The organism is Streptomyces sp. NPDC053079 (assembly GCF_044546695.1).
Classification (GTDB): Bacteria; Actinomycetota; Actinomycetes; order Streptomycetales; family Streptomycetaceae; genus Streptomyces.
In genome coordinates this window covers 111,798-138,180 of the sequence record NZ_JBITZJ010000005.1, presented here as the reverse complement: position 1 = coordinate 138,180, position 26,383 = coordinate 111,798, and the positions used below count along the sequence as shown (strand labels likewise).

At 71.5% G+C, this 26,383-nt stretch carries 29 protein-coding genes, 1 tRNA gene and 1 riboswitch; of the genes, 6 read left to right on the top strand and 24 right to left on the bottom strand.

Features of this window, described 5'->3' with window-relative positions:
• Positions 1-19 precede the first annotated feature (19 nt).
• The 7 genes from ACIGXW_RS19610 to ACIGXW_RS19580 all read right to left on the bottom strand — a co-directional run bounded on the left by ACIGXW_RS19610 (position 20) and on the right by ACIGXW_RS19580 (position 6,810).
• Positions 20-1,366 (bottom strand): choice-of-anchor A family protein, encoded by a 1,347-nt coding sequence (locus ACIGXW_RS19610; protein WP_399574166.1) that lies wholly within the window; start codon positions 1,364-1,366, stop codon positions 20-22.
• A gap of 90 nt (positions 1,367-1,456) precedes the next feature.
• On the bottom strand, positions 1,457-2,314 hold the full coding sequence (locus tag ACIGXW_RS19605; RefSeq protein ID WP_071963594.1) for a fumarylacetoacetate hydrolase family protein: 858 nt from the start codon (positions 2,312-2,314) through the stop codon (positions 1,457-1,459).
• A 150-nt stretch (positions 2,315-2,464) separates the two neighbouring features.
• The gene (locus tag ACIGXW_RS19600) at positions 2,465-3,244 is read right to left on the bottom strand and encodes a YidC/Oxa1 family membrane protein insertase (protein WP_399574165.1); all 780 of its coding nucleotides are present in this window, start codon (positions 3,242-3,244) and stop codon (positions 2,465-2,467) included.
• A 140-nt stretch (positions 3,245-3,384) separates the two neighbouring features.
• Entirely contained in the window at positions 3,385-3,690 is a 306-nt protein-coding gene (locus ACIGXW_RS19595; RefSeq protein ID WP_071963632.1) for a DUF6412 domain-containing protein, read from the bottom strand.
• Between the two features lie 54 nt (positions 3,691-3,744).
• Complete coding sequence (locus ACIGXW_RS19590; protein WP_399574635.1) at positions 3,745-5,226, bottom strand: sodium:solute symporter; 1,482 nt, start codon at positions 5,224-5,226, stop codon at positions 3,745-3,747.
• A 41-nt stretch (positions 5,227-5,267) separates the two neighbouring features.
• Positions 5,268-5,468 carry a DUF3311 domain-containing protein gene (locus ACIGXW_RS19585; protein ID WP_399574164.1) on the bottom strand — a complete coding sequence of 67 codons (201 nt, stop codon included), beginning with the start codon at positions 5,466-5,468 and terminating at the stop codon, positions 5,268-5,270.
• Positions 5,469-5,529: 61 nt separating this feature from the next.
• Positions 5,530-6,810: a DUF445 domain-containing protein gene (locus ACIGXW_RS19580; protein ID WP_399574162.1), complete on the bottom strand. Its 1,281-nt coding sequence runs from the start codon at positions 6,808-6,810 to the stop codon at positions 5,530-5,532.
• A 263-nt stretch (positions 6,811-7,073) separates the two neighbouring features.
• Here ACIGXW_RS19580 and ACIGXW_RS19575 point away from each other — a divergent pair, with 263 nt between their 5' ends.
• Positions 7,074-8,399 (top strand): SGNH/GDSL hydrolase family protein, encoded by a 1,326-nt coding sequence (locus ACIGXW_RS19575; protein WP_399574161.1) that lies wholly within the window; start codon positions 7,074-7,076, stop codon positions 8,397-8,399.
• A gap of 28 nt (positions 8,400-8,427) precedes the next feature.
• Here ACIGXW_RS19575 and ACIGXW_RS19570 read toward each other — a convergent pair whose 3' ends face one another.
• The 4 genes from ACIGXW_RS19570 to ACIGXW_RS19555 all read right to left on the bottom strand — a co-directional run bounded on the left by ACIGXW_RS19570 (position 8,428) and on the right by ACIGXW_RS19555 (position 11,797).
• Complete coding sequence (locus tag ACIGXW_RS19570) at positions 8,428-9,114, bottom strand: DUF1707 domain-containing protein (protein WP_399574160.1); 687 nt, start codon at positions 9,112-9,114, stop codon at positions 8,428-8,430.
• Between the two features lie 31 nt (positions 9,115-9,145).
• The gene (locus ACIGXW_RS19565; protein WP_399574159.1) at positions 9,146-10,111 is read right to left on the bottom strand and encodes an ATP-binding cassette domain-containing protein; all 966 of its coding nucleotides are present in this window, start codon (positions 10,109-10,111) and stop codon (positions 9,146-9,148) included.
• A gap of 38 nt (positions 10,112-10,149) precedes the next feature.
• Positions 10,150-10,914 (bottom strand): ABC transporter permease, encoded by a 765-nt coding sequence (locus ACIGXW_RS19560; RefSeq protein ID WP_079273957.1) that lies wholly within the window; start codon positions 10,912-10,914, stop codon positions 10,150-10,152.
• A 79-nt stretch (positions 10,915-10,993) separates the two neighbouring features.
• Positions 10,994-11,797: an ABC transporter permease gene (locus ACIGXW_RS19555; RefSeq protein ID WP_399574158.1), complete on the bottom strand. Its 804-nt coding sequence runs from the start codon at positions 11,795-11,797 to the stop codon at positions 10,994-10,996.
• Between the two features lie 311 nt (positions 11,798-12,108).
• Here ACIGXW_RS19555 and ACIGXW_RS19550 point away from each other — a divergent pair, with 311 nt between their 5' ends.
• Positions 12,109-14,451, top strand: a complete 2,343-nt coding sequence (locus ACIGXW_RS19550; protein ID WP_399574157.1) for a transglycosylase domain-containing protein — start codon at positions 12,109-12,111, stop codon at positions 14,449-14,451.
• Position 14,452: 1 nt separating this feature from the next.
• On the opposite strand, the gene ACIGXW_RS19545 is transcribed toward ACIGXW_RS19550, so the two are convergent.
• From ACIGXW_RS19545 to ACIGXW_RS19535, 3 genes are all read right to left on the bottom strand, one after another.
• Positions 14,453-14,773, bottom strand: coding sequence for a multidrug efflux SMR transporter (locus tag ACIGXW_RS19545; protein WP_360909556.1), 321 nt, complete (start codon positions 14,771-14,773; stop codon positions 14,453-14,455).
• A gap of 32 nt (positions 14,774-14,805) precedes the next feature.
• Positions 14,806-14,871: riboswitch (guanidine-III (ykkC-III) riboswitch) on the bottom strand.
• A gap of 44 nt (positions 14,872-14,915) precedes the next feature.
• The gene (locus ACIGXW_RS19540; protein ID WP_048831771.1) at positions 14,916-15,218 is read right to left on the bottom strand and encodes a co-chaperone GroES; all 303 of its coding nucleotides are present in this window, start codon (positions 15,216-15,218) and stop codon (positions 14,916-14,918) included.
• Between the two features lie 112 nt (positions 15,219-15,330).
• Complete coding sequence (locus ACIGXW_RS19535; protein WP_071963603.1) at positions 15,331-15,651, bottom strand: DUF3618 domain-containing protein; 321 nt, start codon at positions 15,649-15,651, stop codon at positions 15,331-15,333.
• Positions 15,652-15,795: 144 nt separating this feature from the next.
• Here ACIGXW_RS19535 and bcp point away from each other — a divergent pair, with 144 nt between their 5' ends.
• Positions 15,796-16,263, top strand: a complete 468-nt coding sequence (gene bcp / locus ACIGXW_RS19530; RefSeq protein ID WP_399574156.1) for a thioredoxin-dependent thiol peroxidase — start codon at positions 15,796-15,798, stop codon at positions 16,261-16,263.
• Here the strand turns inward: bcp and ACIGXW_RS19525 are convergent.
• Both ACIGXW_RS19525 and ACIGXW_RS19520 read right to left on the bottom strand, forming a co-directional pair.
• A complete protein-coding gene (locus tag ACIGXW_RS19525; RefSeq protein ID WP_399574154.1) occupies positions 16,244-17,536 on the bottom strand; it encodes a sensor histidine kinase in 1,293 nt (430 codons plus the stop codon). The two genes, bcp and ACIGXW_RS19525, sit on opposite strands and share 20 nt — an antisense overlap.
• A complete protein-coding gene (locus ACIGXW_RS19520; RefSeq protein ID WP_399574153.1) occupies positions 17,536-18,066 on the bottom strand; it encodes a hypothetical protein in 531 nt (176 codons plus the stop codon). Before ACIGXW_RS19520 ends, ACIGXW_RS19525 begins: the two co-directional genes overlap by 1 nt.
• A gap of 206 nt (positions 18,067-18,272) precedes the next feature.
• Between ACIGXW_RS19520 and ACIGXW_RS19515 the strand changes: the two genes are divergently transcribed.
• Positions 18,273-18,356 (top strand) — tRNA-Leu (locus tag ACIGXW_RS19515).
• 52 nt (positions 18,357-18,408) lie between these two features.
• On the opposite strand, the gene rdgB is transcribed toward ACIGXW_RS19515, so the two are convergent.
• From rdgB to ACIGXW_RS19495, 4 genes are all read right to left on the bottom strand, one after another.
• Positions 18,409-19,011 carry an RdgB/HAM1 family non-canonical purine NTP pyrophosphatase gene (rdgB, locus tag ACIGXW_RS19510; protein WP_399574152.1) on the bottom strand — a complete coding sequence of 201 codons (603 nt, stop codon included), beginning with the start codon at positions 19,009-19,011 and terminating at the stop codon, positions 18,409-18,411.
• 52 nt (positions 19,012-19,063) lie between these two features.
• The gene (locus tag ACIGXW_RS19505) at positions 19,064-19,456 is read right to left on the bottom strand and encodes a hypothetical protein (protein ID WP_399574151.1); all 393 of its coding nucleotides are present in this window, start codon (positions 19,454-19,456) and stop codon (positions 19,064-19,066) included.
• Between the two features lie 95 nt (positions 19,457-19,551).
• On the bottom strand, positions 19,552-20,283 hold the full coding sequence (gene rph, locus ACIGXW_RS19500; protein ID WP_071963606.1) for a ribonuclease PH: 732 nt from the start codon (positions 20,281-20,283) through the stop codon (positions 19,552-19,554).
• Between the two features lie 100 nt (positions 20,284-20,383).
• Positions 20,384-20,617 carry a PTS glucose/sucrose transporter subunit IIB gene (locus tag ACIGXW_RS19495; RefSeq protein ID WP_071963607.1) on the bottom strand — a complete coding sequence of 78 codons (234 nt, stop codon included), beginning with the start codon at positions 20,615-20,617 and terminating at the stop codon, positions 20,384-20,386.
• Positions 20,618-20,810: 193 nt separating this feature from the next.
• Between ACIGXW_RS19495 and ACIGXW_RS19490 the strand changes: the two genes are divergently transcribed.
• Together ACIGXW_RS19490 and ACIGXW_RS19485 are read left to right on the top strand one after the other, a co-directional pair.
• The gene (locus tag ACIGXW_RS19490) at positions 20,811-22,124 is read left to right on the top strand and encodes a PTS transporter subunit EIIC (protein ID WP_399574150.1); all 1,314 of its coding nucleotides are present in this window, start codon (positions 20,811-20,813) and stop codon (positions 22,122-22,124) included.
• A gap of 195 nt (positions 22,125-22,319) precedes the next feature.
• Positions 22,320-23,600, top strand: a complete 1,281-nt coding sequence (locus tag ACIGXW_RS19485) for a PTS transporter subunit EIIC (protein ID WP_071963609.1) — start codon at positions 22,320-22,322, stop codon at positions 23,598-23,600.
• A gap of 80 nt (positions 23,601-23,680) precedes the next feature.
• Here the strand turns inward: ACIGXW_RS19485 and ACIGXW_RS19480 are convergent, their stop codons facing one another.
• The 4 genes from ACIGXW_RS19480 to ACIGXW_RS19465 all read right to left on the bottom strand — a co-directional run bounded on the left by ACIGXW_RS19480 (position 23,681) and on the right by ACIGXW_RS19465 (position 26,262).
• Positions 23,681-24,433 carry an MBL fold metallo-hydrolase gene (locus ACIGXW_RS19480; RefSeq protein ID WP_071963610.1) on the bottom strand — a complete coding sequence of 251 codons (753 nt, stop codon included), beginning with the start codon at positions 24,431-24,433 and terminating at the stop codon, positions 23,681-23,683.
• 362 nt (positions 24,434-24,795) lie between these two features.
• Positions 24,796-24,915, bottom strand: a complete 120-nt coding sequence (locus ACIGXW_RS19475) for a hypothetical protein (protein WP_360909538.1) — start codon at positions 24,913-24,915, stop codon at positions 24,796-24,798.
• A gap of 109 nt (positions 24,916-25,024) precedes the next feature.
• A complete protein-coding gene (locus ACIGXW_RS19470; RefSeq protein ID WP_399574149.1) occupies positions 25,025-25,975 on the bottom strand; it encodes a PLP-dependent cysteine synthase family protein in 951 nt (316 codons plus the stop codon).
• Positions 25,975-26,262 carry a MoaD/ThiS family protein gene (locus tag ACIGXW_RS19465; protein ID WP_399574148.1) on the bottom strand — a complete coding sequence of 96 codons (288 nt, stop codon included), beginning with the start codon at positions 26,260-26,262 and terminating at the stop codon, positions 25,975-25,977. Before ACIGXW_RS19465 ends, ACIGXW_RS19470 begins: the two co-directional genes overlap by 1 nt.
• Between the last annotated feature and the right edge of the window lie 121 nt (positions 26,263-26,383).

The following is a 26,383-nucleotide window of genomic DNA, read 5'->3' as shown; positions in this document are numbered from 1 at the left end:
CGGTACGGGCGGCGGCCGGTCACTCCCAGTCCGGCCGCCGCTGCCGGTGCAGGACCAGCAGGGCCAGTCCCGCGCCGGCGGTCATGAGGGAGGCCCCGATGATCATCTCGGTGCTCATCGGCGGGCCGCCCCGGGCCAGCTCGTGGCCGTCGCCGGCGACCGAGGCGCCGGGGGAGGGGGCGATCGCCGGGGCGCCGCCCCAGCCGTCCGGCACGGGAACGTCGAGAAAGTCGTCGTCAGGGTCCGCGGCCCCGGCCTCGGGCGAGGGGCCCGTGCCGCAGTCGGGGAGGCGGCCGGTGAAGGGGTAGGCGTGGAGGGTCTGGCCGGTGGTGCCCGCGGCGGACTCGTGGACGAGGGAACCGGCGGTGAACAGGCGCCCGTTGACGCCCGGCAGGCTCACGTGGGTGAGGCCGGCGCGGCGGCCGACGAGGACGGAGCCGTCGAGCTGGCCGGTGCCGGCCAGCTGGACCTCCTTGGCGTCGGGGAAGTTCCACAGCAGCCGGTCCCGCCGCACGCCCGCGATCCGGGCGGTGGAGGTGTTGAGGGTGTGCACGTCGTTGCCGGAGCCGGCAAGGTTGATGAGCACGGTCGCGTCGGCGGGGATGCGCTGGAAGGTCAGGTTCTGCGGTCCACCGCCGGGGGCGGTGAGGTCGAAGGGGACGCTGAAGACCTGGAGGGCGGAGGAGCCGTCGCCGGTGAAGACGGTGGCGGGGCCCTGGTTGACGGCGGTGCCCGTGGTCTTGCGGGAGACGCCCTTGTCGTAGGCGTAGCAGGTGCTGGCGGAGGTCAGTTCCTCGCGCAGGCCCTGGTCGGCGGAGACGGCGGAGACGTCGTGCGCCGCCTTCGGGCTCACCGTGCCGGGGCCCGGGTGGTTGCCTGCGTAGGTCACGCTGCCGCTGACGGGCCCCTCCTCCGCCACCAGCCGCTGGCCGGCCGCGAGCTTGAGGTCGCCGCCCACGCGCAGGAACGCCGATCCGTTGTCCGGGGGCACGCGGGAGCCGAGGCCGACGACCCCCACGTTGTAGGCGGGGGGCGCCCCGGCGGCCTTGGCCAGGTCGAAGCTGCCGAGGACGACGATCCGGCCCTCGGCCCCGGCGGCCGCCTGGCGCACGGCGTAGTCGCCGCCGACGAAGACATTGACGCCGTTGTCCCGGCCGGCGAGCTGACCGCTGTTCGGGTCGGGGTACGAGCGCGGGCACGTACCCGGCACGCACGGGCCCGGCCCGGCCGGCTCCGCTTCGCCGCGGTCCAGGTTCGGCGCGGTGAACGCGCCGGCCAGCAGCGTGCCCCCGATGGCGGCCAGTGTGGCCAGGACGGTGGCCGCCGGACGGGACACCCGGCGGCGCCTGCACCCGTTCTGAGACATGTCGGACAATATGCCTAAGCGCGGGGGAGGAACCCGGCAGCACACGCGCTCCTCCCCCGGACGGCCCACGGCGGGCGTGGGCCGGTCGGGTCAGGCGTCCTTCAGCAGCTGCCTCTGCCGTCCCAGCCCGTCGATCTCCAGCTCCACCACGTCGCCCGCCCGCAGGTACGGCTTGGGCTCGGGCCGCCCGACCGCCACTCCCGCCGGCGTGCCGGTGTTGATGACGTCGCCCGGGTACAGGGTCATGAACTGGCTGACGTAGCGCACGAGGTGGGCGACCGGGAAGATCTGCCGCGCCGTGCTGGAGTCCTGCATCAGCTCGCCGTTGACCCACAGCCGCAGACCCAGGGCCTGCGGGTCGGGGATCTCGTCGGCGGTCACCAGCCACGGCCCGAGCGGGTTGAACGTCTCGCAGTTCTTGCCCTTGTCCCACTGTCCGCCGCGCTCGTTCTGGAACGCGCGTTCGGAGACGTCGTGCGCCACCGCGTAGCCCGCCACCGCGGCCAGCGCCTCCTGGTCCGTGCGCAGATAGCGGGCCGTGCGCCCGATGACGACGGCCAGCTCGACCTCCCAGTCGGTCTTCTCGCTGCCGCGCGGCACGAGCACCGTGTCGTCCGGGCCGACGACCGTGTCGGGCGCCTTCAGGAACACCACCGGCTCGGCGGGCGTGCGCACCCCGGCCGCGGCCACCAGGTCGTGGTAGTTCACCCCGATGCCCACGATCTTGCCGATCCGGGCGAGCGGCGGGCCGATCCGCAGCCCCGTCGCGTCCAGGGCGGGCAGGATGCGGGCCCCGACCGCCGCCCGGATCCGCGACAGCGCGGACTCGTCGGCCAGCAGTGCTCCGTCCACGTCCGGCACGAGCGCCGACAGATCGCGCAGCGTCCCGTCCTCGTCCAGCAGCGCCGGGCGCTCCGCACCGGCGGGCCCGACTCGCAGCAGTCTCATCGCTCCAACTCCCGAAGTCTCCAGTCGGCCCCGGATGATCGTCCAAGAACGGAGGGTCTCTCCGCAAGACCCGTTTCGGTCTGCGGACCCCCGGATGGCAAAAGACCGCCCCTCCGCCCGGCCCGGGCCACCCCTCCGCCCGGCCCGGGCTTACCCCTTGGGCCGTGCCGTGGTCTTCGCCTTCTGCCCCGCCTCCGCCGGAGTGCGCAGCGGCTGCAGGTACGCCCGCTCCACCGCCGACCACGTCGTGGTCGTCACCAGGTACAGGCCCGCCGCCAGCGGCACCACGGCGGCGGTGACCAGCGTGCCGAAGGAGAGCAGCGGCATCACCTTCGCCATCGCGGCCATGCCCGGCACCGGGGTGTCCCCCGCATCCGGCAGCGGCAGCGCCGCCGCGGCCTTGCGGTTGCGCACGTACGTCCAGGTGGCGACGGCGGCCACCAGCGCGAACAGGCCCAGGTAGACCAGCCCGTGCGGCCCCACGAGCCCGCCGTCGCCCAGCGCGTCCGCCCACCGGTCGCCCAGCGGCGCGCCCAGCAGCGTGTGCTCCAGCAGATTCCCCCCGTCGTCGCCGCTCGAGAACAGGTGGTACATCACGTAGAAGACCGGCAGCTGGGCCAGCATCGGCAGACAGCCGGCCAGCGGCGACGAGCCGGCCTTCGCGTACATCTCGGCCGCCTCCCGCTGCAGCCGCTCGGGATTCTTCGCGTGCTTGCGCTTGAGCTCGGCCAGGCGCGGCGCGAGCTCGGCGCGCGTCCGCTCGCCCCGGGCCGCCGACCGGCTGAGGGGATGCAGCGCGAGCCGCACCAGGCAGGTGAACACCACGATCGCGGCGGCTGTCGACGAGGCGCCGAAGGCCACGTCGAGCCCGTCCGCGAGGTGAGTGAGCAGGGAACCGAGGGAGGTGAACAGGGGCGAGAAAAGGGACATGGTGGGTGAGCCCTCCACGGGTCTCGTCGTGCCGAAGGAGCGAGAAGCAGGGAATTCGGCGTGACGAGCCGCGCGGGCGGCGCAGCCCTGGGGAGAAGCCCACACGGGGGCAACCCCGGGAAACAGGGAAGCGGGAGCGCCTACGCGGCCGTCGGGACGAGACGACCGGGCGCTCGGGGCCGGCGACGGCCCTGGGCGTCGGGATCGCGCTGGGCCAGGAAGGCCGTGCGCAGCTCCCGGTCCCGTATCGCGGTGCGTATTCGGGTCGGCGTCAAGGGGCCGGCCGTACGCGCGGCGGCGACCGCGCACAGCAGCAGGGCGGCCGTGGCCGCGACGGCGGCGGTCGCGGCGAAGGCGACGGCGCTCAGCAAGCTGTTCTGCGCGAGCAGCAGTTCGCAGAGCAGGAGAAGGAGCACGCTCATGTACGTACGGACGATGTGCCGCATCATGCCCCTCCCCTCTGCCCGTTGAATCTGTCCGTTCAATCGTTCGTACCGATGTTAGACCGAACCACTGACAGCGGTCTTCCCCGGGGCCGTCTCCGGCCCCGGATCCGCCGCCAGCACCTCCTCGTCGGGGCGCGTGTCCGCCGGCTTCGGCCCCCACCACGACACCGCCACGGCCACCGCCACGTTCACGGCCAGCGCCGGCGCGCCCGCGTTCACCCCCCACACCGGATCGTGCTCGGTGAAGACCAGGGCGCACACCAGCGCACCGCCCGCCACCAGCCCGCTCACCGCGCCCCACAGCGTCAGCCGCCGCCACACCAGCCCCAGCAGGATCATCGGTACGAGCTGCGCCATGCCCTCGTACGAGATGAGCGACAGCCGCACCAGCGTGTTCGGCTCGGTGTACGTCAGCACCAGCGCCAGCGCGCCGGACACCACGACCACCACCTGCGCCGCCGCCTTCTGCCGGTCCGGCCGCCCGGCCAGCGCCGGCACCGCCCCCAGCACGCTCCTGCCCCACATCGTGCCGATGACCAGCATGAACACCGCCATCGGCACGATCGACGACAGCGCCGCCGCCACCCCGATCACCCCGACCGCCCAGGCCGGCAGCGAGTCGACGACCAGCTTGAACAACGCCAGGTTCGACCCGGCCCCCGTCAGCCCCGGCACCACGAAGAGCGCCGCCAGACCCAGCAGCATCGGCACGAACAACAGCACGTTGTAGAACGGCAGCAGCATCGCGTTGCGCCGCAGCGCATCGGCGTTGCGCGCGCTCAGATAGCCCGCCACGGTCGTCGGGAAGATGACGACCGTCAGGGAGTTGAGGAAGCTGGTCGTGACGAACCAGGTGCCGCCCAGCCCGCTGCCGCCGTGCCCGGTGAACGTCAACCAGTCCGGCTTCTCCGCCACGATCCGGTCCAGGAACGGCCCGTAGCCGTCGAAGTAGTGCACCGGAACGTAGATCGCCAGGAAGCCCAGCGTGGCGATGACCAGCACGTCCTTGAGCACCGATACCCACGCGCTGCCGCGCAGCCCGCTCACCACCACGAAGCCCGTCGTCACCGCGAAGGCGATGAAGTAGGCCCAGTTCAGGCTGATCGCCCCGTACGAGATCGTCGAGACGACGACCCCCATCCCCGTGATCTGCAGCTGGATGTACGGCAGCAGGCACACCGTCGCCAGGACGGCCACCACCGCGCCGAGCCACGGCCTGTCGTAGCGGTGCGCCACCATGTCCGTGATGTTCACCAGGCCGTGGCGCCGGGCGTACGCCCAGAGCATCGGGCCGACGACGTAGCCGATGGCGTAGCCGCAGGAGAGGTACGCGATGACGTACAGCACGGGCGCGCCGTGGTTGTAGCCCCAGCCGGCCGCGCCCAGGTAGCTGAAGCTGGTGTAGCCCTCGCCGGCCATCAGCACCCAGATGAAGACCGTGCCGAGGCTGCGGCCGCCCACCGACCACTCCGCGAGCCCGCCGCCCGCCCCACGGCCGCGTACGGCCAGGAGGCCCAGGGCGACGGTGAGGACCATGAAGCCGCCGAAGATCGCCGACGCGACGGCGGCGTCGGCGCTCACGCCCGGCCCCGCTTGCGGTCGCCCCGCCAGGCGAGGAGGACGGCCGCCGGGGTGAGGAGGGTGGCCAGCAGGAGCCAGAAGAAGAGGAAGGGCAGGCCGAGGACGGTGGGGTGGACGCGGTCGGCGAGGGGCAGCGCCGCCAGGTAGAGCACGTAGGGGGCGAGGAGCCACAGCAGGGTGGGACGTTTCTTCAACACGGCGTCGACCCTAGGTCGTGACCGGCGGTTCGCTCCCCCACCGCACGCGCCGGCGGGGGCCCTACGCCCCCAGCAGCCTCGACGCCGAGTAGATCAGCAGGCCCGCCAGCGCGCCCACCACCGTGCCGTTGATGCGGATGAACTGCAGGTCCCGGCCGATGTGCGCCTCGATCTTGCGGGAGGTCTGCTCGGCGTCCCAGCCGGCCACCGTGTCCGTGATCAGGGACGTGATCTCGTCCCGATAGGTCGTCACCACATAGACGGCCGCGTCCTCCAGCCAGCCGTCGACCTTCGACCGCAGGCGCTCGTCGGCCGTCATCCGCGCGCCCAGCGAGAGGATCGAGGCCCGCGCGCGCAGCCGCAGCTCGCTGCGCTCGTCCTCCGCCGCGGCCACGATCATCGCGCGGACCGAGGACCACGCCGAGACGATGATGTCCTGGACCTCGCCACGGCCCAGCACCTCGGCCTTGAGCCGCTCGACGCGCGCCCGCGTGTCGTCGTCGGTCTGCAGGTCCTGTGCGAAGTCGGCGAGGAAGCGGTCGACGGCGCCCCGGGCCGGGTGGTCGGGCATGTCGCGCATCTCGGTCACGAAGCGCAGCAGTTCCTTGTAGACGCGCTCGCCGACCTTGCGGTCGACGAAGCGGGGCGTCCAGCCGGGGGCGCCGCCCGTGACCGCGGCCATCACCGAGTCGCTGTGCAGGACGAGCCAGTCGTGGGCCCGCACGCACATCAGGTCCACCACCTTGCGGTGGCCGCCGTCGGCGACGACCTTCTCCAGCATCGTGCCGATGCCGGGCGCGACCTCGGCGGCCTCCGCCCGGCGGGTGATGGCCTCGCCGACGACGGCCTGGACGTCGGAGTCGCGCAGCACCCTCAGCGCGCCGCGCAGCGCCGTGGCCAGCTCGGCGGTCACCCGGTCGGCGTGGGCCGGTTCGGCGAGCCAGAGCGCGAGGCGGGAGCCGATGCCGACCGCGCGCAGCCGCAGCCGCACCACGTCGCCGGAGAGGAAGTTCTCGCCCACGAAGTCGCCCAGGCTCTGGCCGAGCTGGTCCTTCTTGGTGGGGATGATGGCCGTGTGCGGGATCGGCAGGCCCATCGGGCGCCGGAACAGCGCGGTGACGGCGAACCAGTCGGCGAGCGCACCCACCATGCCCGCCTCCGCCGCGGCCGCCACAAAGCCGGCCCAGCCGCCCGAGCCCGAGGTCTGCGCCCACTTGGCGAGGGCGTAGACGGCCGCGACCGCGAGCAGCAGCCCGGTCGCCAGCGCCTTCATCCGGCGCACACCGCGCCGCTTCTCCTCGTCCGCCGCGCTGTAGGTGAATCCACCGGTCCGGGCGGGCATCACCCCATCGGCGGCAATCGCCTCGCCACCAGCGGCAGGCGGCTCCTGTCCATGGGAGCGTTTCATCCACACCACCACCCGTTCCGGCTGTCCTCACGTGCATTGTCCCTACCCGACCGACTCGGGGAACGGCCGAAGAGTTCCCCGCGTCTGACAAGTCGCCCATGACATGTCACGAGCACGCGCTGCGAGGCTCTCGTCCTCCCGGCCCGCCAGGCCACCCGGAGCGGTACGCTCCGCCATTCCCCAGGAGACATCCGCCCATGAACAGGCCACCTCTGTCACGCGGTGCGGCATACGCCGTGCTCGCCGCACTGGCAGCCGTGGTGACCGCTGTCACGGCGGTCATATGCGTCGGGGCCGGCGGCCACGGCGGCCGGCCCGGGAGCGGGCCGCACGAGACGCCCGGCTCCGCCGCGCCCGCCGCCTCCGGCAGCTGGGTGGGCGCCTGGTCCACCTCTCCGGCGGCGGCCGAGCCGAACACCGCCCGGGGTTACGCCGGACGGTCCATCCGCAACGTCGTACGCGGCACCCTGGCCGGCACCAGGGCCCGCATCCACCTCTCCAACCTCTTCGGCGACAGGCCCCTGACCATCGGCCACGCCTCGATCGCCGTCGCCGCCGGCCCCACCACTCCCGCCGCCGCGCCCGGCAGCATGCGGGCGCTGACGTTCGGCGGCCGGCCCGCGGTGACGATCCCCGCCGGCCGGGCGGCCGTCAGCGACCCGGTCCGGCTGACGGTCGACCACGGTGCGGACCTGCTGGTCACCACGTACTCCCCCACGCCCTCCGGGCCGGTCACCTACCACCCGCACGCCCGCCAGGTCTCCTACCTCGCACAGGGCGACCGGACCGAGAACCGCGACGGCAACGCCTACACCGCCCGGACCCCGTACTGGCGCTACGTCACCGGCGTCGACGTGTGGAGCACGGAGGCGCAGGGCTCGGTCGTGGTCGTCGGCGACTCCATCACCGACGGCGTCTCCTCCACCGTGGGCGCCAACCACCGCTGGACCGACTTCCTCGCCCGCCGGCTGCGCGAGGAGCCGGGCGCCCCGCGCTACGGCGTCCTCAACCAGGGCATCAGCGGCAACCGCGTCCTGCTGGGCGGCGTGGGCGCCAACCCCCGGAACAACCCCAGCGGCCTAGAGCGCTTCGACCGCGACGTGCTCTCGCGCACGGGCGTACGGGTCGTCGTGGTCGAGCTCGGCGTCAACGACATCATGCGCCGCCCCCGGCAGACCGACCCGGCCCGGATCACGGCGGGGCTGCGGGAGCTGGTCGCCCGGGCGCACGCGCGCGGGCTGCGGGTGATCGGCGCGACGCTGGCGCCGTTCGGCGGGCGCACGGGCCTCGGGCGGGAGCAGGAGCTGGTGCGGCAGGGCGTGAACGCCGAGATCCGGCAGGGCGACGTCTTCGACGAGGTCGTCGACTTCGACCGGGCGCTGCGCGACCCGGCGAACCCGCTGCGGCTGCTGCCCGCGTACGACTGCGGCGACCACCTCCATCCCAGCGACGCCGGCTACCGGGCGATGGCGGACGCCCTGGACCTCGACGCGCTGCGGGGCCGCGCGGCGGCGGAGCTCTGAGCCCGGCGGCGCGGGCCGGCAGAAACGATCAGTCCAGCTCCTTGCGGCCGCCGCGGCGCTCCTCCCGGTTCAGCCGGCGCTCCTCGCGCCGCTCCTCCCGCAGCCGCTTGCGCTCGGCCTTCGTCTGCTTGCGCTCGACGCCCACGCCGCCCCAGAAGGCGACGCCGGTGATGCGCACCCGGGGCGAGCCCGGCGAGCCCGGGCCGGTGGCCTTGTCGTCGAAGCCGCCCATGATGCCGATGCCGCCGACCTCCACCTCGAGGTCCGGCGGGACGAGGACCTGCATCCCGCTCATGACGGCGATGCACCGCACGACCACCTCGCGGTCCTCGAAGCGGGCCTCGCGCAGGTCGATCTGACCGCCGCCCCAGAAGGTGAAGGCCGTGAACACGCGGGGCACCGTCCAGCCGCCGCGGCGCTGGAAGCCGCCCATGACGCCGACGGCGCCCTTGGACGTCGGCCGGCCGCCGATCCGTCCCTCCCAGCCGCCGTCGCCCACAACCGGGGCCGCGGGGGCGGCCGCCCGGGCCGGCACCGGCAGGTCCCGTACGAGCGGCTCCAGCTCGGCGTGCGTACGGGCCTTGTACGCGGCCTCCAGGCGCTCCCCGAACTCCTCCATGTCCAGCCGCCCCTCGGCGGCCGCCTCGCGCAGCGCCTCGGCGATCCGCTCGCGCTCCGCGTCGGAGGCTCGCATCTCAGGAAGTTCGCTCATCATGGCGAACAGCCTAGGGCCCGCTGACGCGCGCCTACAGCGCCTGGCCGCCCGCGTACATCTTGGCGATGACCTCTTCGATGTCCGGTTCGCGGACCGAGAGGTCGACCAGCGGATAGCGCCCGGCGACCTCCGCCACGATCGGCGCCGCGCTCTGCGTGGCGGCGAACGCCAGCCACTGGCGCGGCCCTTCGACCTTCACCGTGCGGGCGCCTTTTACACCGTCAATGGGCGGAAGCTCTCGTTCCAGATCGATGACGAGCATCCGCTCGCTCTCCCCCACCGCGTGCAGGCCGTCCAGCCCGCCGTCGTAGACCAGCCGCCCCCGGTCGATGACCATCACCCGCTTGCACAGCTGCTCGATGTCGGTCAGGTCGTGCGTGGTCAGCAGCACGGTCGTGCCCCGCTCGGCGTTCACCTCCCGCAGGAACTCGCGCACCTTCGCCTTGCTGACCACGTCGAGACCGATCGTCGGCTCGTCGAGGTAGAGCACCTCGGGATCGTGCAGGAGCGCAGCCGCGATGTCCCCGCGCATCCGCTGCCCCAGCGACAGTTGCCGCACCGGAACGTCCAGCAGCCTGCCCAGGTCGAGGAGTTCGATGCACCGCTCGAGATTGGCGCGGTAACGGGCGTCAGGAACGCGGTACATGCGGCGCACCAGACCGTAGGAGTCGCGCAGCGGCAGGTCCCACCACAGCGTGGTGCGCTGCCCGAAGACCACCCCGATGCGGCGGGCCAGCCGCGCCCGGTCCCGCGAGGGGTCGATGCCCGCGACCCGCAGCCTGCCGCCGCTGGGCACCAGGATGCCGGTGAGCATCTTGATGGTGGTGGACTTCCCGGCGCCGTTGGGGCCGATGTAGCCGACCATCTCCCCGCGCGGGACACGGAAGCTGATGCCGTCCACCGCCCGCACCTCGCGCCGCTCACGACGCAGGAAACCCGCCCTGCGCCGCACGTCGAAGACCTTCTCGACACCGTCGAGCTCGATGAAGTCGTCCACCGCCGAACCGCCCCTTCGCCCGCCGCCCGCCGCGGCCGTCAACTTCCCGTACTCCGGTACCCGCGCAGCCCCGCCCGCCAGGCCAGCCCCGCCAGCGCACAGCACGCCAGCGCCACCAGCGGTGAGGCGAAGTCCACCCACCCCGGCAGCCCCAGCGGATCGTCCCGGCCCAGGATCCGCAGCGCCGGCAGCCAGTTGACGAAGGCCAGCGGGACGACGAACGTCACCCCGCGCACCAGGTCCGTGGCGAACACCGTCGGCGGGTACTGCAGCATCGTCGTACCGCCATAGGTGAAGGCGTTCTGCACCTCCGAGGCGTCGTTGGCCCGGAACTGGAACGCCGCCCCCGCCACGAACACCGCACCGAAGATCACCGCACCGCTGACCAGCATCACCGGCACGAGCAGCACCGACGCCGGCGTCCAGGCCACGTCCAGCCGGTACAGCGCCCACGCCAGCAGCACCGCGCCCTGGGTGACCCGGCCGAGCCGGCGCAGCGCGAACCGGTCGGCGGCGACCTGCGCGAGCACCGGCACGGGCCGCACCAGCAGGGTGTCCAGCGTGCCGTCGCGCACCCGGCGGCCGACGCGGTCCATGTTGCCCAGCACGAGGTCGGCCAGGCCGAAGGCGGTGCTCGTGGTGCCGTACAGCAGGGCCACCTCCGGCAGCGTGAAACCGCCCAGCACGTCGACGTGCGAGAACATGATGACGATGGCGACGAAGTCCAGTGCCGTCGCGGCGAAGTTGCCCAGCGCCATCATCACGAAGGACGTGCGGTAGGCCATCGTCGACCGCACCCACATTCCGACGATCAGGCCATAGGCACGCGTGCCCTCGTACGCGCGCGTCACCGGACCCGCGAGCGGGCCGGACACGGGGACGTCAGCCACCCTGGACCACCACCTTCCGCGTGGCGAGCGTCTGCACCGACCGCCCCACCGCCAGCAGCACCACCGCCCACGCCGCCTGGAACCCCAGCGCCCCGGCCGTGCCCACCGCACCGCCGTGCCGGCCCAGCAGCACGTCCGCCGGCACCTGCAGCATCGCCGCCCACGGCAGCAGCCGCACGACCTCCCCGAACGCCCCCGGAAAGACGGTCAGCGGCAGCAGCGTCCCCGAGAAGAAGATGCACAGCAGACCGCTCAGCATGTTCACCCCCGAACCGTCCAGCAGCCAGAAGGCGCACAGCCCCACCAGATAGCGGATCCCGAACCCCACGACGACGCCGAGGAAGACCGACAGCAGGAAGAACAGCCACACCAACGGATCGCCCGGCAGCGTCAGTTCGAAGGCCAGCGCCCCGACCGTCAGCGGCACCACGCCCCGCCCCAGCAACTGGAAGGCCGCCCGCCCCAGATCGCTCGCCAGCCACCACCACTGCAGATCCGCCGGGCGGTACAGGTCCACGGCGATGTCACCGGAACGGATCCGCTCCTGCAACTCCTCCTGGAACCCACCGCCGATCAGACACGAGGCCCCCAGCAGCGCCTGGGTCACCCACACGAACGTCAGCGCCTGCGACTGGTCGTAGCCGCCCAGATGGGGACGTTCGTTCCACAGGGCAATGAAGGTGTACGCGACGATGAAGCCGAACACCGTATTGGTGAAGACCCCCGCCGCGGTGGCGACCCGGTAGGTCGCGTAGCGCCGGAAACTGCTCACCGCGACAGCCGGATACAACCGCATCCCCCTCGCCTCCCCACCCTTGAGAGCCCCGTCGAACCCCACCCGCCCACCGCACCGACCCACCGCGCCCCGAAGCGCAGGAGCCTAGCCGCACGCCTCGGCCCGGAACCACGGATTTTCACCCCATGGAGTGGTCCGCCTGGCCCGAACGGCCCTTACGGAGCTGCTTAAACGTGCGCTACGCCCTTCAGCCGGAACGCATGATGCGACAGTGTCTTCCGGGGCCTACGACGCAGGTCGGAACCGCCCGACACGACACCGCTCCGCCGCGGCCGCACAACCCCGGCGGCGGCCGAGGAGTCCCAGGAGACATGAGCGACGAGCAGTCACAGCAGCGGCGTCCCGCTGGTGGCGGCCAGGCGCCGCCGGGCTGGGCGCCGAGGACCACCGGCGCGCCCGGAGCGGGCGGCCCTGCCGGAGCTCCCCGCACGCCCACCGCCCACGGCCGCGGCGGCCGTCCCCGGCGCACGGGCTGGCGCCGGCTCGTACCCACCTGGCGCATGGTCCTCGGCGGATTCCTGCTGATCGTCCTGATCATCGTCGGCGTCCTGGTCGCCGGCTACCTCCTGGTCGACATCCCCCCGGCCAACAAGGCCGCCGTCGCCGAGAGCAACGTCTTCCTCTACGCCGACGGCAGTCAACTCGCCCGCGACGGCGAGATCAACCGCGAGAGCGTGCCCCTGAGCAAGGTGCCCAAGGACGTCCAGCACGCCGTCCTCGCCGCCGAGGACCGCGACTTCTACTCCGAGTCCGCCGTCAACCCCGAGGCCATGCTGCGGGCCGCCTGGAACACCGCCACCGGCAAGGGCAAGCAGTCCGGCTCCACCATCACCCAGCAGTACGTCAAGAACTACTACCTGGGCCAGGAGCAGACCATCAGCCGCAAGGTGAAGGAATTCTTCATCGCCATCAAGCTGGACCGCGAGGAGAGCAAGAACGACATCCTCGAGGGCTACCTCAACACCAGCTACTTCGGCCGCAACGCCTACGGCGTCCAGGCCGCCTCCCAGGCGTACTACAACAAGGACTCCGACAAGCTCACCGCGGCCGAGGGCGCCTACCTCGCCACCCTCCTCAACGCCCCCAGCGCCTACGACGTCGGCGCCCACCCCCAGAACAAGCAACGCGCCCTGGCCCGCTGGAACTACGTCCTCGACGGCATGGTCAAGAAGAAGTGGCTGGGCACCGCCGAACGCGCCGCGATGCAGTTCCCCATGCCCGGCAAGGCCAAGCCCCGCCTGAGCATGACCGGCCAGCGCGGCTATCTCGTCGAGGCCGTCAAGGACTACCTCACCAGCAACAAGATCGTCGACGAGACGACGCTGGCCACCGGCGGCTACCGCATCGTCACCACCATCGACCGCAAGAAACAGGACGCGTTCGTCGACGCCGTGCGCCGGGAGCTGATGGACAACCTCAGCGACGACCGCGAAGTCGACCGGTACGTACGCGCCGGAGGCGCCTCCATCGACCCCCGGACCGGCAAGGTCGTCGCCCTCTACGGCGGCATCGACTACACCAAGCAGTACGTCAACAACGCCACCCGGCGCGACTACCAAGTCGGCTCCACCTTCAAGCCGTTCGTGTTCACCTCGGCCGTCGACAACGACTCCTCCACCCAGGACGGCCGCACGATCACCCCCAATACCCTCTACGACGGCACCAACCGGCGCCCCGTACAGGGAAGGAGCGGCCCCGTCGGCTACGCCCCCGAGAACGAGGACGGCAAGTCCTACGGCCCCATCACCGTCACCAAGGCCACCGACCTCTCCGTCAACGCCGTCTACGCGCAGATGGCCCAGGACGTGGGCCCCGGCAAGGTCAAGGACACCGCCGTCGCCCTCGGCGTGCCCGCGGGCACCCCCGACCTCACCGCCACGCCCTCCATCGCCCTCGGCGTGGCCACCGCCAGCGTCCTCGACATGACCCAGGCGTACGCCACCCTCGCCAACCACGGCCGGCACGGCCCCTACACGCTCGTCGAGAAGATCTCCAAGGCCACCGAGGACGTCCAGCTGCCGGACCGCGACGAGACCAAGCAGGTCGTCTCGCGCACGGCCGCCGACACCACCACCTCGATCCTGCAGAGCGTCGTCGAGAGCGGCACCGGCCGCCGGGCCCAGGCCGCGGGACGGCCCGCCGCCGGCAAGACGGGCACGGCCGAGGAGGACAAGGCCGCCTGGTTCGCCGGCTACACCCCCGACCTGGCCACCGTCGTCGCCGTCATGGGCCAGGACCCCGACACGGGCACCGAGAAACCGCTGTACGGGGCCGCCGGCGAACCCCGCGTCAACGGCGGCGGCTTCCCGGCGCAGATCTGGGCGGCCTACACCGCCGACGCCCTCGAGGGCACCGACCCCACGGAGTTCGACCTGGAGCTGGAGAGCGGCGCGGGCGTCCCCATGCTGGAGCCCTCCCCGACCACGGCCCCGCCGAGCCCCACCACCGCGCCGCCCACGACGCTCCCGCCGACCGCCCCGCCCCCGACCTTCGGCCCGCCGGAGCCCCCGACGATCCCGGCACCCCCGCCGCCGGTCACCCCACCGGGCTTCCCCACCCGGCTGCCCACCTTCGGACCGCCCCCGCCGAACGAGGACAAGGAACGCCACTCGGACCGCCGGGGCGGCGGGGACCTCCTGGGGTACGACTACTGATTCAGTGGCCCGACGTCGCCTTCAGACCGACCACGGCCACCAACAGCAACGCAATGAAGAAGACCCGCGCGGCGGTCACCGGCTCGCCCAGCAGCGTCATGCCGAGCACCGCCGCACCGGCCGCGCCGATGCCGACCCACACGCCGTACGCCGTACCGATCGGCAGCGTCCGCGCCGCCTGCGCCAGCAGCACCATGCTGGCGACGATGCCGGCCACGGTGAACACGCTCGGCCACAGCCGCGTGAAACCCTCGGTGAACTTCATGCCGATCGACCAGCCGACCTCGAGCAGACCGGCGACAGCGAGCAGGACCCATGCCATGACGGCACCTCCGGTGGAAACGACTCTCCAGGGGTGCGTCGTCTTGTCCTGACCCGGTACGGCGCGTCTCGTCGGGTTACCTACGACCGTAGCAAACCCACGACAGCGGGCCCGGTCGCCGACCGGGCCCGAAACGTCACACTCAGAGATACAGCCCCGTGGAGTCCTCCGACCCCTCCAGGCGCTCGGCCGCCACCGCGTGCAGATCCCGCTCCCGCATCAGGACGTACGCGACCCCGCGCACCTCCACCTCGGCGCGGTCCTCCGGGTCGTACAGCACCCGGTCGCCCGGCTCCACCGTCCGCACGCTCTGACCGACCGCGACGACCTCGGCCCAGGCCAGCCGGCGGCCCACCGCCGCCGTCGCCGGAATGACGATGCCGCCGGTGGACCGGCGCTCGCCCTCGGGAATGTCCGTCCGCACCAGAACACGGTCGTGGAGCATCCGGATGGGCAGCTTGTCGTGCGTGGTATTCGTACTCACGCCACGACCGTACCTGCCCACGCCGGGCACCGAGGCCACAGGGCCGTCATCCGTGCCCGCCGAGCCGACGCCGTTACGACTTGCGGTGACGCGAGGAAGCGGCCAGCAGCCCCACGAGGCCCACCGCCACCATCGCCACCGGAACGATCCGCTCCAGCCGCGGCGTACCGTCCTCCGCCACGAACCGCGAGCGCACCTCGGACACCACACGGTTGGCCGCCACGTACGCGCGCCCCGCCGTCTGGTCCACCTTCGACGCCACCTTGGCCCGGGCGTCCCCAATGATCGTCTTCGGGTGCATCCGCACCCCGATCTCGTCGAGCGTCACGGCAAGCTCCTGCCGCCGGCGGACGATGTCCGCCTCGATCTGCGCAGGGGTCCTGGCTTCCGCCACCGCGCTGCCTCCGTCTCGTCGAAAAGAATGAAGAGTGATGACTACAGTCTGTCAGCTCCCCCGGCCCGGCGCCCCGCGGCACCCCCGATCCACGACCTGGCTACCCTCGGGACCGTAACCGACCACACCACGAGGAGAGCCGCGATGAGCGAGCGACTGCAGCCCGGCGACACCGCCCCCGCCTTCACCCTGCCCGACGCGGACGGCAAGCAGGTCTCGCTCGCCGACCACAAGGGCCGCAAGGTCATCGTCTACTTCTACCCCGCCGCCCTCACCCCCGGCTGCACCAAGCAGGCCTGCGACTTCACCGACAACCTCGACTTCCTCGCCGGCCACGGCTACGACGTCATCGGCGTCTCCCCCGACAAGCCGGAGAAGCTCGCCAAGTTCCGCGAGCAGGAGTCCCTGAAGGTCACCCTCGTCGGCGACCCCGACAAGAAGATCCTCGAGGCCTACGGCGCCTTCGGCGAGAAGAAGCTCTACGGCAAGACCGTCACCGGCGTCATCCGCTCCACCGTCATCGTCGACGAGGACGGCAAGGTCGAGCGCGCCCTCTACAACGTCAAGGCCACCGGCCACGTCGCCAAGATCATCAAGGACCTGGCGCTGTAGCCCCCGGCACCACCGCGCCCCGGCGCACCGGACGGTCACCCTCCGGCCCGTCCTCGGCCTCCGGCAGGTCGAGGACGGCCATGGCCCCGCCGCCCTCCGCCTTCCCGAACGACAGCCGCGCACCCAGCACCGCCGCCTGCCCCACCGCGATCGTCAGCCCCAGACCGTGCCCCGTACCGCGCTCCGGCGCCGCCGTACGGAACCGGCGCGGCCCCTGGTCCACCAGCCCCGGCGGAAAACCGTCCCCGTGGTCCCGGACGACGATCCGGGTGCCCTCGACCGTCACCTCGATCGGCGGCCGCCCGTGCTTGGCGGCATTGGCCAGGATGTTCACCAGGATCCGCTCCACGCGCCGGGCGTCGGTGGCCACGATCCGCCCCTCACCGATCACCTCCACCGCCACGTCGTCCACCCCGCGCTGGCCCCGCGCCCGCTTGACGATGCCCCGCACCAACGACGGCAGCTCCACCTCGTCCAGCTGCGCGCTCTCCACCCCGGCGTCCAGCCGCGAGACCTCCAGCAGGTCCTCCACCAGCGCCCGCATCGTCTGCGCCCGCTCCTGCACCATCTCCACCGCACGCGGATGCGGCAGCAACTCCGCCGACGCCACCAGACCCGCCACCGGCGTCCGCAGCTCGTGCGCCACGTCCGCCGTGAACTGCCGCTCCGCCGACACCCGCCCCGCCAGCGACGTCGCCATGTGGTGCACCGACCGGCCCAGCTCCGCGACCTCGTCCCGGCCGCCGATGTCCAGCGCGTCCGCGTCCGGCGCCTCGCCCGCCGCGATCCGCCGCGCCGCCGCGGCACTGAGCCGCAGCCGCCGCGACAGGCTCTGCGCCACGAACCACGCCACCACCGCCATCAGCGCCACCGTCGCGGCACCCGCCACCACCAGCGCCTTGTCCAGCGCCGTCTGCAACGGATCACGGTCCGGGTACGACGCCGAGATCGACAACACCTTGTCGTCCCCGACCCCCGTCGCCGCCCACACCCGCGGATCCTCGCCACCGCTGATGTACGTGCCCGACTCGCCCTTCGCCACCGCCTGCGACAGCGCGAACGGCAACGTCGAATCGTCCAGCTGCGCACCCAGCGCGAGGGTGCCGTCCCGCTGGTAGATCTGCAGCGCCGAGCTCAGCAGCCCGTCCTGGTACGCCATGGCCTGGCGGTCACGCTCCAGGCCCGAGATGTGATGCACGGCCACGCCCAGGACCACGACGGCCAGGGCGGTGACGAAGGAGATCGCGAACGCGATCCGAGCACGGATACCCATCACGCGATCGGAAGGACCTCTCGGGATTCCCCCGCCGGAGTGGCCCCCACGTACTTGACCTCGAGCGCCGTGAACGCCACCGAACCGTCCACTTCCTTGGGCCCGTACAGCCGCAACCGCACCGGGAACGACTTACCCGCCGCCGCACCGGCCGCATTGGTCGACACCTGCACCACACCACTGCCGGCCGCGCCGTCCGCGGCGTAGGCCTCCCACCGGATGCCGCTGGCCACGCGCCCCGAGGTGTTGCAGTCCAGCGTGATGATGGTCGGCTCCGGCACCGGCTCCCCCACCCCGCAGTCCCGCACCCCCGGCAGCTCCCGCGACCCCGAATCCTCGAGCTCCACCTGCGACTGCTGCGCAGACCCCGTCCGCTGCGCCGCCGCCGTCCTGGGCGCCTTGTTCACCACACTCGCCCGGTCCGTGGCATCCCCCAGCCACACCCCGCCGAGCACCAGCCCGGACACCCCCAGAAAGATCGCCACCACGGTGCGCAGTCGGACCCCACGGGCCACGGCACGGTCGGTCATCGGCTCTCTTCCTCGATCACGTGCGGATCCTGCTTTCACAGGTCTGTCCCATTCCCCGCTCTGAGGGACGGTGAAAACAGGCGGTGCGTTCCCTCGGTCTGTCAACGGCTTGCCGTTCCGGGCGCGCCAAGTGACCCGGTTCCGTACGGTTTCCGGGCGGGCTCTGGCCAACTGCCCGGCGTCGGCCAGTACGATGGGCCTGCCGGGCGGCCGTGATGGAATTGGCAGTCATGCTGGGTTTAGGTCCCAGTGGGTTCACACCCGTGTGGGTTCGAGTCCCACCGGCCGCACACAGGAAAGGGCCACCCCCGCGTTCAGGGGGCGGCCCTTCTTCGTGTCCGTTCAGCCCAACAGCTCCCGCACCACCGGCACCAGCCCCCGGAACGCCTTCCCGCGGTGGCTGATCGCGTTCTTCTCCTCCGGCGTCATCTCCGCGCAGGTCCGCACCTCGCCCAGGGGCTGGAGGATCGGGTCGTAGCCGAAGCCGCCCGTGCCCGAGGGGGCGTGGCGCAGGGTGCCCTCCAGGCGGCCCTCGACGACGCGTTCCGTGCCGTCCGGGAGGGCGAGGGCCGCGGCGCAGGCGAAGTGGGCGGCGCGGTGTTCGTCGGCGATGTCGGAGAGCTGGGCGAGGAGGAGGTCGAGGTTGGCCTTGTCGTCGCCGTGGCGGCCGGCCCAGCGGGCGGAGAAGATGCCGGGGGCGCCGTTCAGGACGTCGACGCACAGGCCCGAGTCGTCGGCGACGGCCGGGTGTCCGGTGGCGCGGGCCAGGGCGTGGGCCTTGAGGAGGGCGTTCTCGGCGAAGGTGACGCCGGTCTCCTTGACGTCGGGGATCTCGGGGTAGGCGTCGGCGCCGACGAGTTCGACGTCGAGGCCCGCGGCGGCGAGGATCGCGTGGAGCTCGGTGACCTTGTTGTAGTTGCGGGTGGCGAGGATCAGGCGCTTCATGGGTGGGATTATCCCGGGTCGCCCGTCCCCGCCGTCGTGCCCGCCCCCGGCCCTACTTCGAGGTGCACACCTTGGTCAGCTCGCCCGCCGCGTCCTTGAGCGGCGCCAGGTCGGGCGCCTTGTTCTGGCGCACGGACTCCCGGGCGTTGGCGACCGCCTGCTGGAGGTGGTCGAGGGCCTTGCCGACGTCCGCGTTGCCGGTCTTGTCCTTGAGCTTCTTCGTGTCCTCGTCGAGGGTGTCCAGGGCCTTGTCCGCCTGGCCGAGGTCGTTCGCCGCGTCCGTGACGGCCCGCTGGAGCTTGTCGACGTCGTTGGTGATCTCGACGCCCAGCCGGGCGCAGTCGACGGCCTTCTGGGCGGTGGAGCAGCCCGCCGCCAGGGGCACGGCCAGGAGGGCGGCGGCGAGGGCGGTGAGGGTCGTGGTGCGGCGGCGGTGCGCGGACATGGACGGCCTTCCGGTATGGGCGGGGCGGGCGTACGGCCCGGATTCTGCCGGACCGTACGTCTCTGTCAACGCTCGCGCCACGCCCTACGGTTGCGTCACAGCGTGCGGGCGAGGGCCTCGCGCTGGGCGGCGTCGAGGGAGGCGCAGCCGGCGACCGCGAGGTCGAGGAGGCTGTTGAGCTCTTCGCGGGCGAAGGGCTCGGCCTCGGCGGTGCCCTGGACCTCGACGAAGCGGCCGTCGCCGGTGCAGACGACGTTCATGTCGGTGTCGGCGCGGACGTCTTCCTCGTAGCAGAGGTCGAGGAGGGGGACGCCGCCGACGATGCCGACGCTGACGGCGGAGACGGTGCCGGTCAGCGGCTGGCGGCCGTGCTTGATGAGCTTCTTGCCCTGGGCCCAGGTGATGGCGTCGGCCAGGGCGACGTAGGCGCCGGTGATGGCGGCGGTGCGGGTGCCGCCGTCGGCCTGGAGGACGTCGCAGTCCAGGACGATGGTGTTCTCGCCGAGGGCCTTGTAGTCGATGACGGCGCGCAGGGAGCGGCCGATGAGGCGGGAGATCTCGTGGGTGCGGCCGCCGATCTTGCCGCGTACGGATTCGCGGTCGCCGCGGGTGTTGGTGGCGCGGGGGAGCATCGAGTACTCGGCGGTGACCCAGCCTTCGCCGGAGCCCTTGCGCCAGCGGGGCACGCCCTCGGTGACGCTGGCGGTGCAGAAGACCTTGGTGTCGCCGAAGGAGATGAGTACGGAGCCTTCCGCGTGCTTGCTCCATCCGCGCTGGATGGTCACGGGGCGGAGCTGGTCGGGGGTGCGGCCGTCGATGCGAGACATGGTGATGAGCCTATCGGGACGACAGAGGGCCCCGTTCCGGTTGGCGTCGTGTACGCGACAATCGGAACGGGGCCCTCCGGGAGGAGCCCGGTGGCTCAGCTCACAGCATGTCCTCGATCTCGCCGGCGATCGGGTCGGCGTCGGTGCCGATGACGACCTGGATGGCGGTGCCCATCTTCACGACGCCGTGGGCGCCGGCGGCCTTGAGGGCGGCGTCGTCGACGAGGGAGGGGTCGGAGACCTCGCAGCGAAGGCGGGTGATGCAGCCCTCGACCTCTTCGATGTTCTCGATCCCGCCGAGGCCGGCGACGATCTTCTCAGCCTTGCTGGCCATGTGCACTCCTGGTTGTCTCAGCCCTTCGGCGGTTCCGCCGACCGGCTTTCACACGGTAACCCACGTATAGCCCAACTATGCGGGCGTATGTCCACCATCTGTCGAAGGATGGCGAGCACCCGGCACTGCCCCCGGGAGTCCACACCGCACCGCAAGTGGTCTACACCAGTATGCCAGCAGCCGGAGGACGCAGATGAGTTCGATCGCCGCGGCGGCCCCGCGGAAGAAGAAGCGCCTGCACGGCCTCTTCCAGGGCCTGCAGAAGATGGGCCGCAGCCTGCAGCTGCCGATCGCGGTGCTGCCGGCGGCGGGCATCCTCAACCGGCTCGGCCAGCCGGACGTCTTCGGTGCGGACGGCCTGGGCTGGACGGACGTCGCCAAGGTGATGGCCGGTGCGGGCGGGGCGCTGCTGGACTCCTCGCTGGGGCTGCCGCTGCTGTTCGCGGTCGGTGTGGCGATCGGCATGGCGAAGAAGTCGGACGGCTCGACGGCGCTCGCGGCGGTGGCGGGCTTCCTCGTCTATTACGCGGTGCTGCACCAGTTCCCGCTGGACTGCCCCGCCGGCTCCAAGCACACGCCGATCGGCCTGCTGGCCGGGGTGTGCGTGACCGCGGCCGGGGAGCCGTCCGCGGCGGGGTACCAGAACCCCGGCGTCTTCGGCGGCATCGTGATGGGCCTGCTGGCGGCCTGGTTCTGGCAGCGCTACCACCGGGTGAAGCTGGTGGACTGGCTGGGCTTCTTCAACGGACGCAGGCTCGTACCGATCATCATGGCGTTCGTGGGGATCGCGTTCGCCGCGCTGTGCCTGTGGATCTGGCCACCGGTGGGCGACGCGCTGACGAGCTTCAGCAAGTGGCTGTCCGACCTGAGCGCCACCGGCGCGGGCATCTTCGGCGTCGCGAACCGCGCGCTGCTGGTGATCGGGCTGCACCAGTTCCTGAACGTCTTCGTGTGGTTCCAGTTCGGCGACTACACCAAGCCGGACGGCACGGTGGTGCACGGCGACATCAACCGTTTCCTGGCGGGTGACCCCACCGCCGGTCAGTTCACCTCGGGCTTCTTCCCGATCATGATGTTCGCGCTGCCGGCCGCAGCGCTGGCGATCACGCACTGCGCGCGGCCGCAGCACCGCAAGACGGTGGGCGGTCTGATGCTCTCGGTGGGCCTGACGTCGTTCGTCACGGGCATCACCGAGCCGATCGAGTACTCCTTCCTCTTCATCGCCCCGCTGCTGTACGTGGTGCACGCGCTGCTGACGGGCGTCTCCATGGCCGTGACCTGGGGGCTGGGGGTGCACGACGGCTTCAGCTTCTCGGCGGGGCTGATCGACTACGTGATCAACTGGGGGCTCGCGACCAAGCCATGGCTGATCATTCCGATCGGGCTGTGCTTCGCGGTGCTGTATTACGTGGTCTTCCGCTTCGCGATCACGTTCTTCGACATTCCGACGCCGGGGCGGGAGCCCGAGGCGCTGGCGGAGGAGATCGAGCAGGAGAACGTGAAGTAAACGTCAAGTAAGGGTGGCGTGACGCAGCGCAGAGCGCTCACGCCACCCTTGCGTGTGTGCGCGAGAGCACTTGGAACGATGGATTCCTTTATGCCCGACTCACGTGCTACAACAGGTCTAAACCAGTAGTGGTGTAGACCAAATCGCGGGCCGTCCCCCCTTTTCCCGAGCGCCCGCCTCACCTGGAGGAATCCGATGAGTACGGCAGCCAAGGCGGCAAAGGCGGCGCCTGAAGAGGCGGCACCGGAAAAGAAGAAGCGCGGCGCCGGCGCCATGGCCGTCGCGCAGCGCATCGGCCGCAGCCTCATGCTGCCGGTCGCGGTCCTGCCCGCGGCCGCGCTCCTGGTCCGGCTGGGCAACAACGACATGCTCGGGCGCGACTCCTTCCCCGAGTTCATAACCAAGATCGCCGGCTATATGGCGGCGGGCGGCAACGCCCTGCTCGGCAACATGGCGCTGCTCTTCGCCGTCGGCGTGGCCATCGGCTTCGCGAAGAAGTCGGACGGCTCCACGGCCCTGGCCGCGGTCTCCGGCTACCTGGTCTTCAAGGAGGTGCTCGCCACCTTCACCGACAAGAACCTGCCGAAGGTCGCCGCGGTCGTCGACGGCAAGATCGTCATGAATGAGGCGCCCGTCAACGCCGGCGTCCTCGGCGGTGTGGTCATGGGCCTGGTCGTGGCGCTGCTCTACCAGCGCTACAGCCGCAAGAAGCTCCCCGACTGGCTGGGCTTCTTCGGCGGCCGCCGCCTCGTCCCGATCCTCTCGGCCTTCGCCGGCCTGGTCATCGGCATCCTCTTCGGCCTCATCTGGCCGGTCCTCGGCACGGGTCTGCACAACTTCGGCGAGTGGCTGGTCGGCTCCGGCGCCGTGGGCGCGGGCATCTTCGGCGTCGCCAACCGTGCGCTGATCCCGGTCGGCATGCACCACCTGCTCAACTCCTTCCCGTGGCTGCAGGCCGGTGACTTCAACGGCAAGCACGGCGACATCGCCCGCTTCCTCGCCGGTGACCCCGACGCCGGCCAGTTCATGACCGGCTTCTTCCCGATCATGATGTTCGCGCTCCCGGCGGCCTGCCTGGCGATCGTGCACTGCGCCCGCCCGGAGAACCGCAAGGTCGTCGGCGGCATGATGGGCTCGCTGGCGCTCACCGCGTTCGTCACCGGTGTGACCGAGCCGATCGAGTTCACCTTCATGTTCATCGCTCCGGTCCTCTACGCCATCCACGCGCTGCTCACCGGTGTCTCGCTGGCGCTGACCTGGGCGCTGGGCATGAAGGACGGCTTCGGCTTCTCCGCCGGCGCGATCGACTTCCTGCTGAACCTGGGCATCGCCACCAAGCCGTGGATGCTGGCCGCGGTGGGCCTGTGCTTCGGCGCCCTGTACTACGTGGTGTTCCGCTTCGCGATCACCAAGTTCAACCTCCCCACCCCGGGCCGTGAGCCCGAGGGTCAGCTGGAGGACACGGGCAAGGCCTGATCCTCGAGGCCGCATGCGAAGGCCCCCGGAACCGCTCGGTTCCGGGGGCCTTCGGCTGTGTCCGGGGGCCGCCCCGCCGCCTACAGCTCGTACACGGCTCCCGCGTGGGCCAGTTCCGCGGGGCCGTCGTAGACCGAGCGGGCGTCGCGCAGGTTGGTGAGGGGGTCCGTCCACGGGGGGATGTGGGTGAGGACGAGGCGGCCGGCGCCGGCCCGGGCGGCGCATTCGCCGGCCTGGAGGCCGTTGAGGTGGAGGTCGGGGATGTCCTCCTTGCCGTGCGTGAAGGACGCCTCGCACAGCAGCAGGTCGGTGTCCAGGGCCAGCTCCTGCAGGGCGTCGCAGGGGCCGGTGTCGCCCGAGTACACCAGCGAACGGCCCCCGTGCTCGACCCGGAAGGCGAAGGCCTCGACGGGGTGGCTGACCCGGTCCGTGCGGATCGTGAAGGGGCCGAGGCCGAAGCTGCCCGGGGTGAGGGTGCGGAAGTCGAAGACCTCGCTCATGCAGGCCTCGTCGGGCACGTCGCCGTACGCCGTCAGGAGCCGCTTCTCGGTGCCCTCGGGGCCGTGGACGGGTATGGCGTCGGCCCGGCCGCCGTCGTGGCGGTAGTAGCGGGCCACGAAGTAGCCGCACATGTCGATGAAGTGATCCGGGTGCAGATGCGACAGGAGCACGGCGTCGAGGTCGTAGAGACCGACGTGGCGCTGCAGCTCGCCGAGGGCGCCGTTGCCCATGTCGAGGAGGATCCGGTATCCGTCGGCCTCCACCAGATAACTCGAGCAGGCCGATTCCGTGGACGGGAACGAGCCCGAGCATCCGACGACGGTGAGCTTCATGCGGGCCTGAACCTCCGTGGGCTGGTTACGGGGGGCCATGCGGTGCAGTCGAGGGTAAGGCGAGAAACGGGCGGTGACTCCTCCGAGAGGGTGGCGTGTGGGCGGAATCACCAGGACGGACCTGGCCCGCAGCGCGCAGGCCCCGGCCCGCGCCCGGAAGGAGGAGCGCGGTCGGGGCCTGCGGGCCGGGGTGCGGAAGAGGAGGTCGGGACGGCCGGTGCCGCACGTCCTACAGCGGCTTGTGCCGCTCGGCGCGGTCCAGGGTGTCCATGAAGCGCTGGAAGCGCTCGGCCGACTCCTTGCTGCCGGCCGTCACGGTGAACACCTCGGGCGTCATGAATGCTGCTAGCCGCTCACGTGTCTCAGGAGCGAGCGCATCCCACGCCGCCCTGTCCAGCCGTGACTGCGCCGCAGTTTCCGCACTGCCAGTTTCCATTGTTGAGTTGCCTCATGTCCGAAGATCCACATGCGGGACAGTTCATGTGCGTCTCCTACGGGATGATGTCAGCCGCTTGCCAACATCGGTAGTAGCAGTTCACCCGTGCACAGTTCTGTTTTTTACGGACCGGCGCGGACAGGCGGCGCATCGCGCTAGGCCCACAGCTGGCCGTGCAGTGTCTCGACGGCCTCTTCGGTGGTGGCCGCGGTGTAGACGCCGGTGGAGAGGTACTTCCAGCCGCCGTCGGCGACGATGAAGACGATGTCGGCGCTCTCCCCCGCCCGTACGGCCTTACGGGCGACGCCGAGCGCGGCGTGGAGCACCGCGCCGCTGGACACGCCCGCGAAGATGCCCTCCTCGGCGAGGAGTTCACGGGTGCGCCGGACGGCGTCCTCGGAGCCGACGGAGTAGCGGGTGGTGAGCACGCCCGCGTCGTAGAGCTCGGGGACGAAGCCCTCGTCGAGGTTGCGCAGCCCGTAGACGACGTCGTCGTAGCGGGGCTCGGCGGCCACGATCTGCACACCGGGCTTGTGCTCGCGAAGGTACCGGCCGACGCCCATGAGGGTGCCGGTGGTGCCCAGGCCGGCCACGAAGTGGGTGATCTCGGGGAGGTCGGCGAGGATCTCGGGGCCGGTGGTGGCGTAGTGGGCGCCGGCGTTGTCGGGGTTGCCGTACTGATAGAGCATCACCCAGTCGGGGTGCTGCCCGGCCAGCTCCTTGGCCACCCGTACGGCCGTGTTCGAGCCTCCGGCCGCGGGCGAGGGGATGATCTCGGCGCCCCACATGGCGAGCAGCTGCCGCCGCTCCTCGCTGGTGTTCTCGGGCATCACGCACACCATGCGGTAGCCCTTGAGCTTGGCGGCCATGGCGAGGGAGATGCCGGTGTTGCCGGAGGTGGGCTCGAGGATGGTGCAGCCAGGGGTGAGCCGGCCGGCCTTCTCCGCCTGCTCGATCATGTGCAGGGCAGGGCGGTCCTTGACCGAGCCGGTGGGGTTGCGGTCCTCGAGCTTGGCCCAGACGCGGACGGTCTCCGACGGGGACAGGCGCGGCAGGCGGACGAGCGGGGTGTTGCCGACCGCCGCGAGCGGCGACTCGTAGCGCATCAGGCCATTCCGCCGGCGACGGCCGGGAGGATGGTGACGCTGTCGCCGTCGGCGAGCTCGGTGGCGATGCCGGCCAGGAAGCGGACGTCCTCGTCGTTGAGGTAGACGTTGACGAAGCGGCGCAGCTCCCCGCCGGCGGCCTCGTCGACCAGGCGCTCGCGGATGCCGGGGTGGCGGGCCTCCAGGTCCTTGAAGAGCTCGTCGATCGTGGCGCCGCTGCCCTCGACGGCCTTCTTGCCGTCGGTGTAGGTGCGCAGGATGGTCGGGATGCGGACCTCGATGGCCATGGGTGTGCTCCTGTTGGAGTGCGGGGTCGGTTCGTGTGGAACGCGGAGGCTCACATCGTGGGAACCATGGGGCGCATGGTATCGATTCCCTGTGCGCCGCCCGGAAATTCGTCCCGGTATG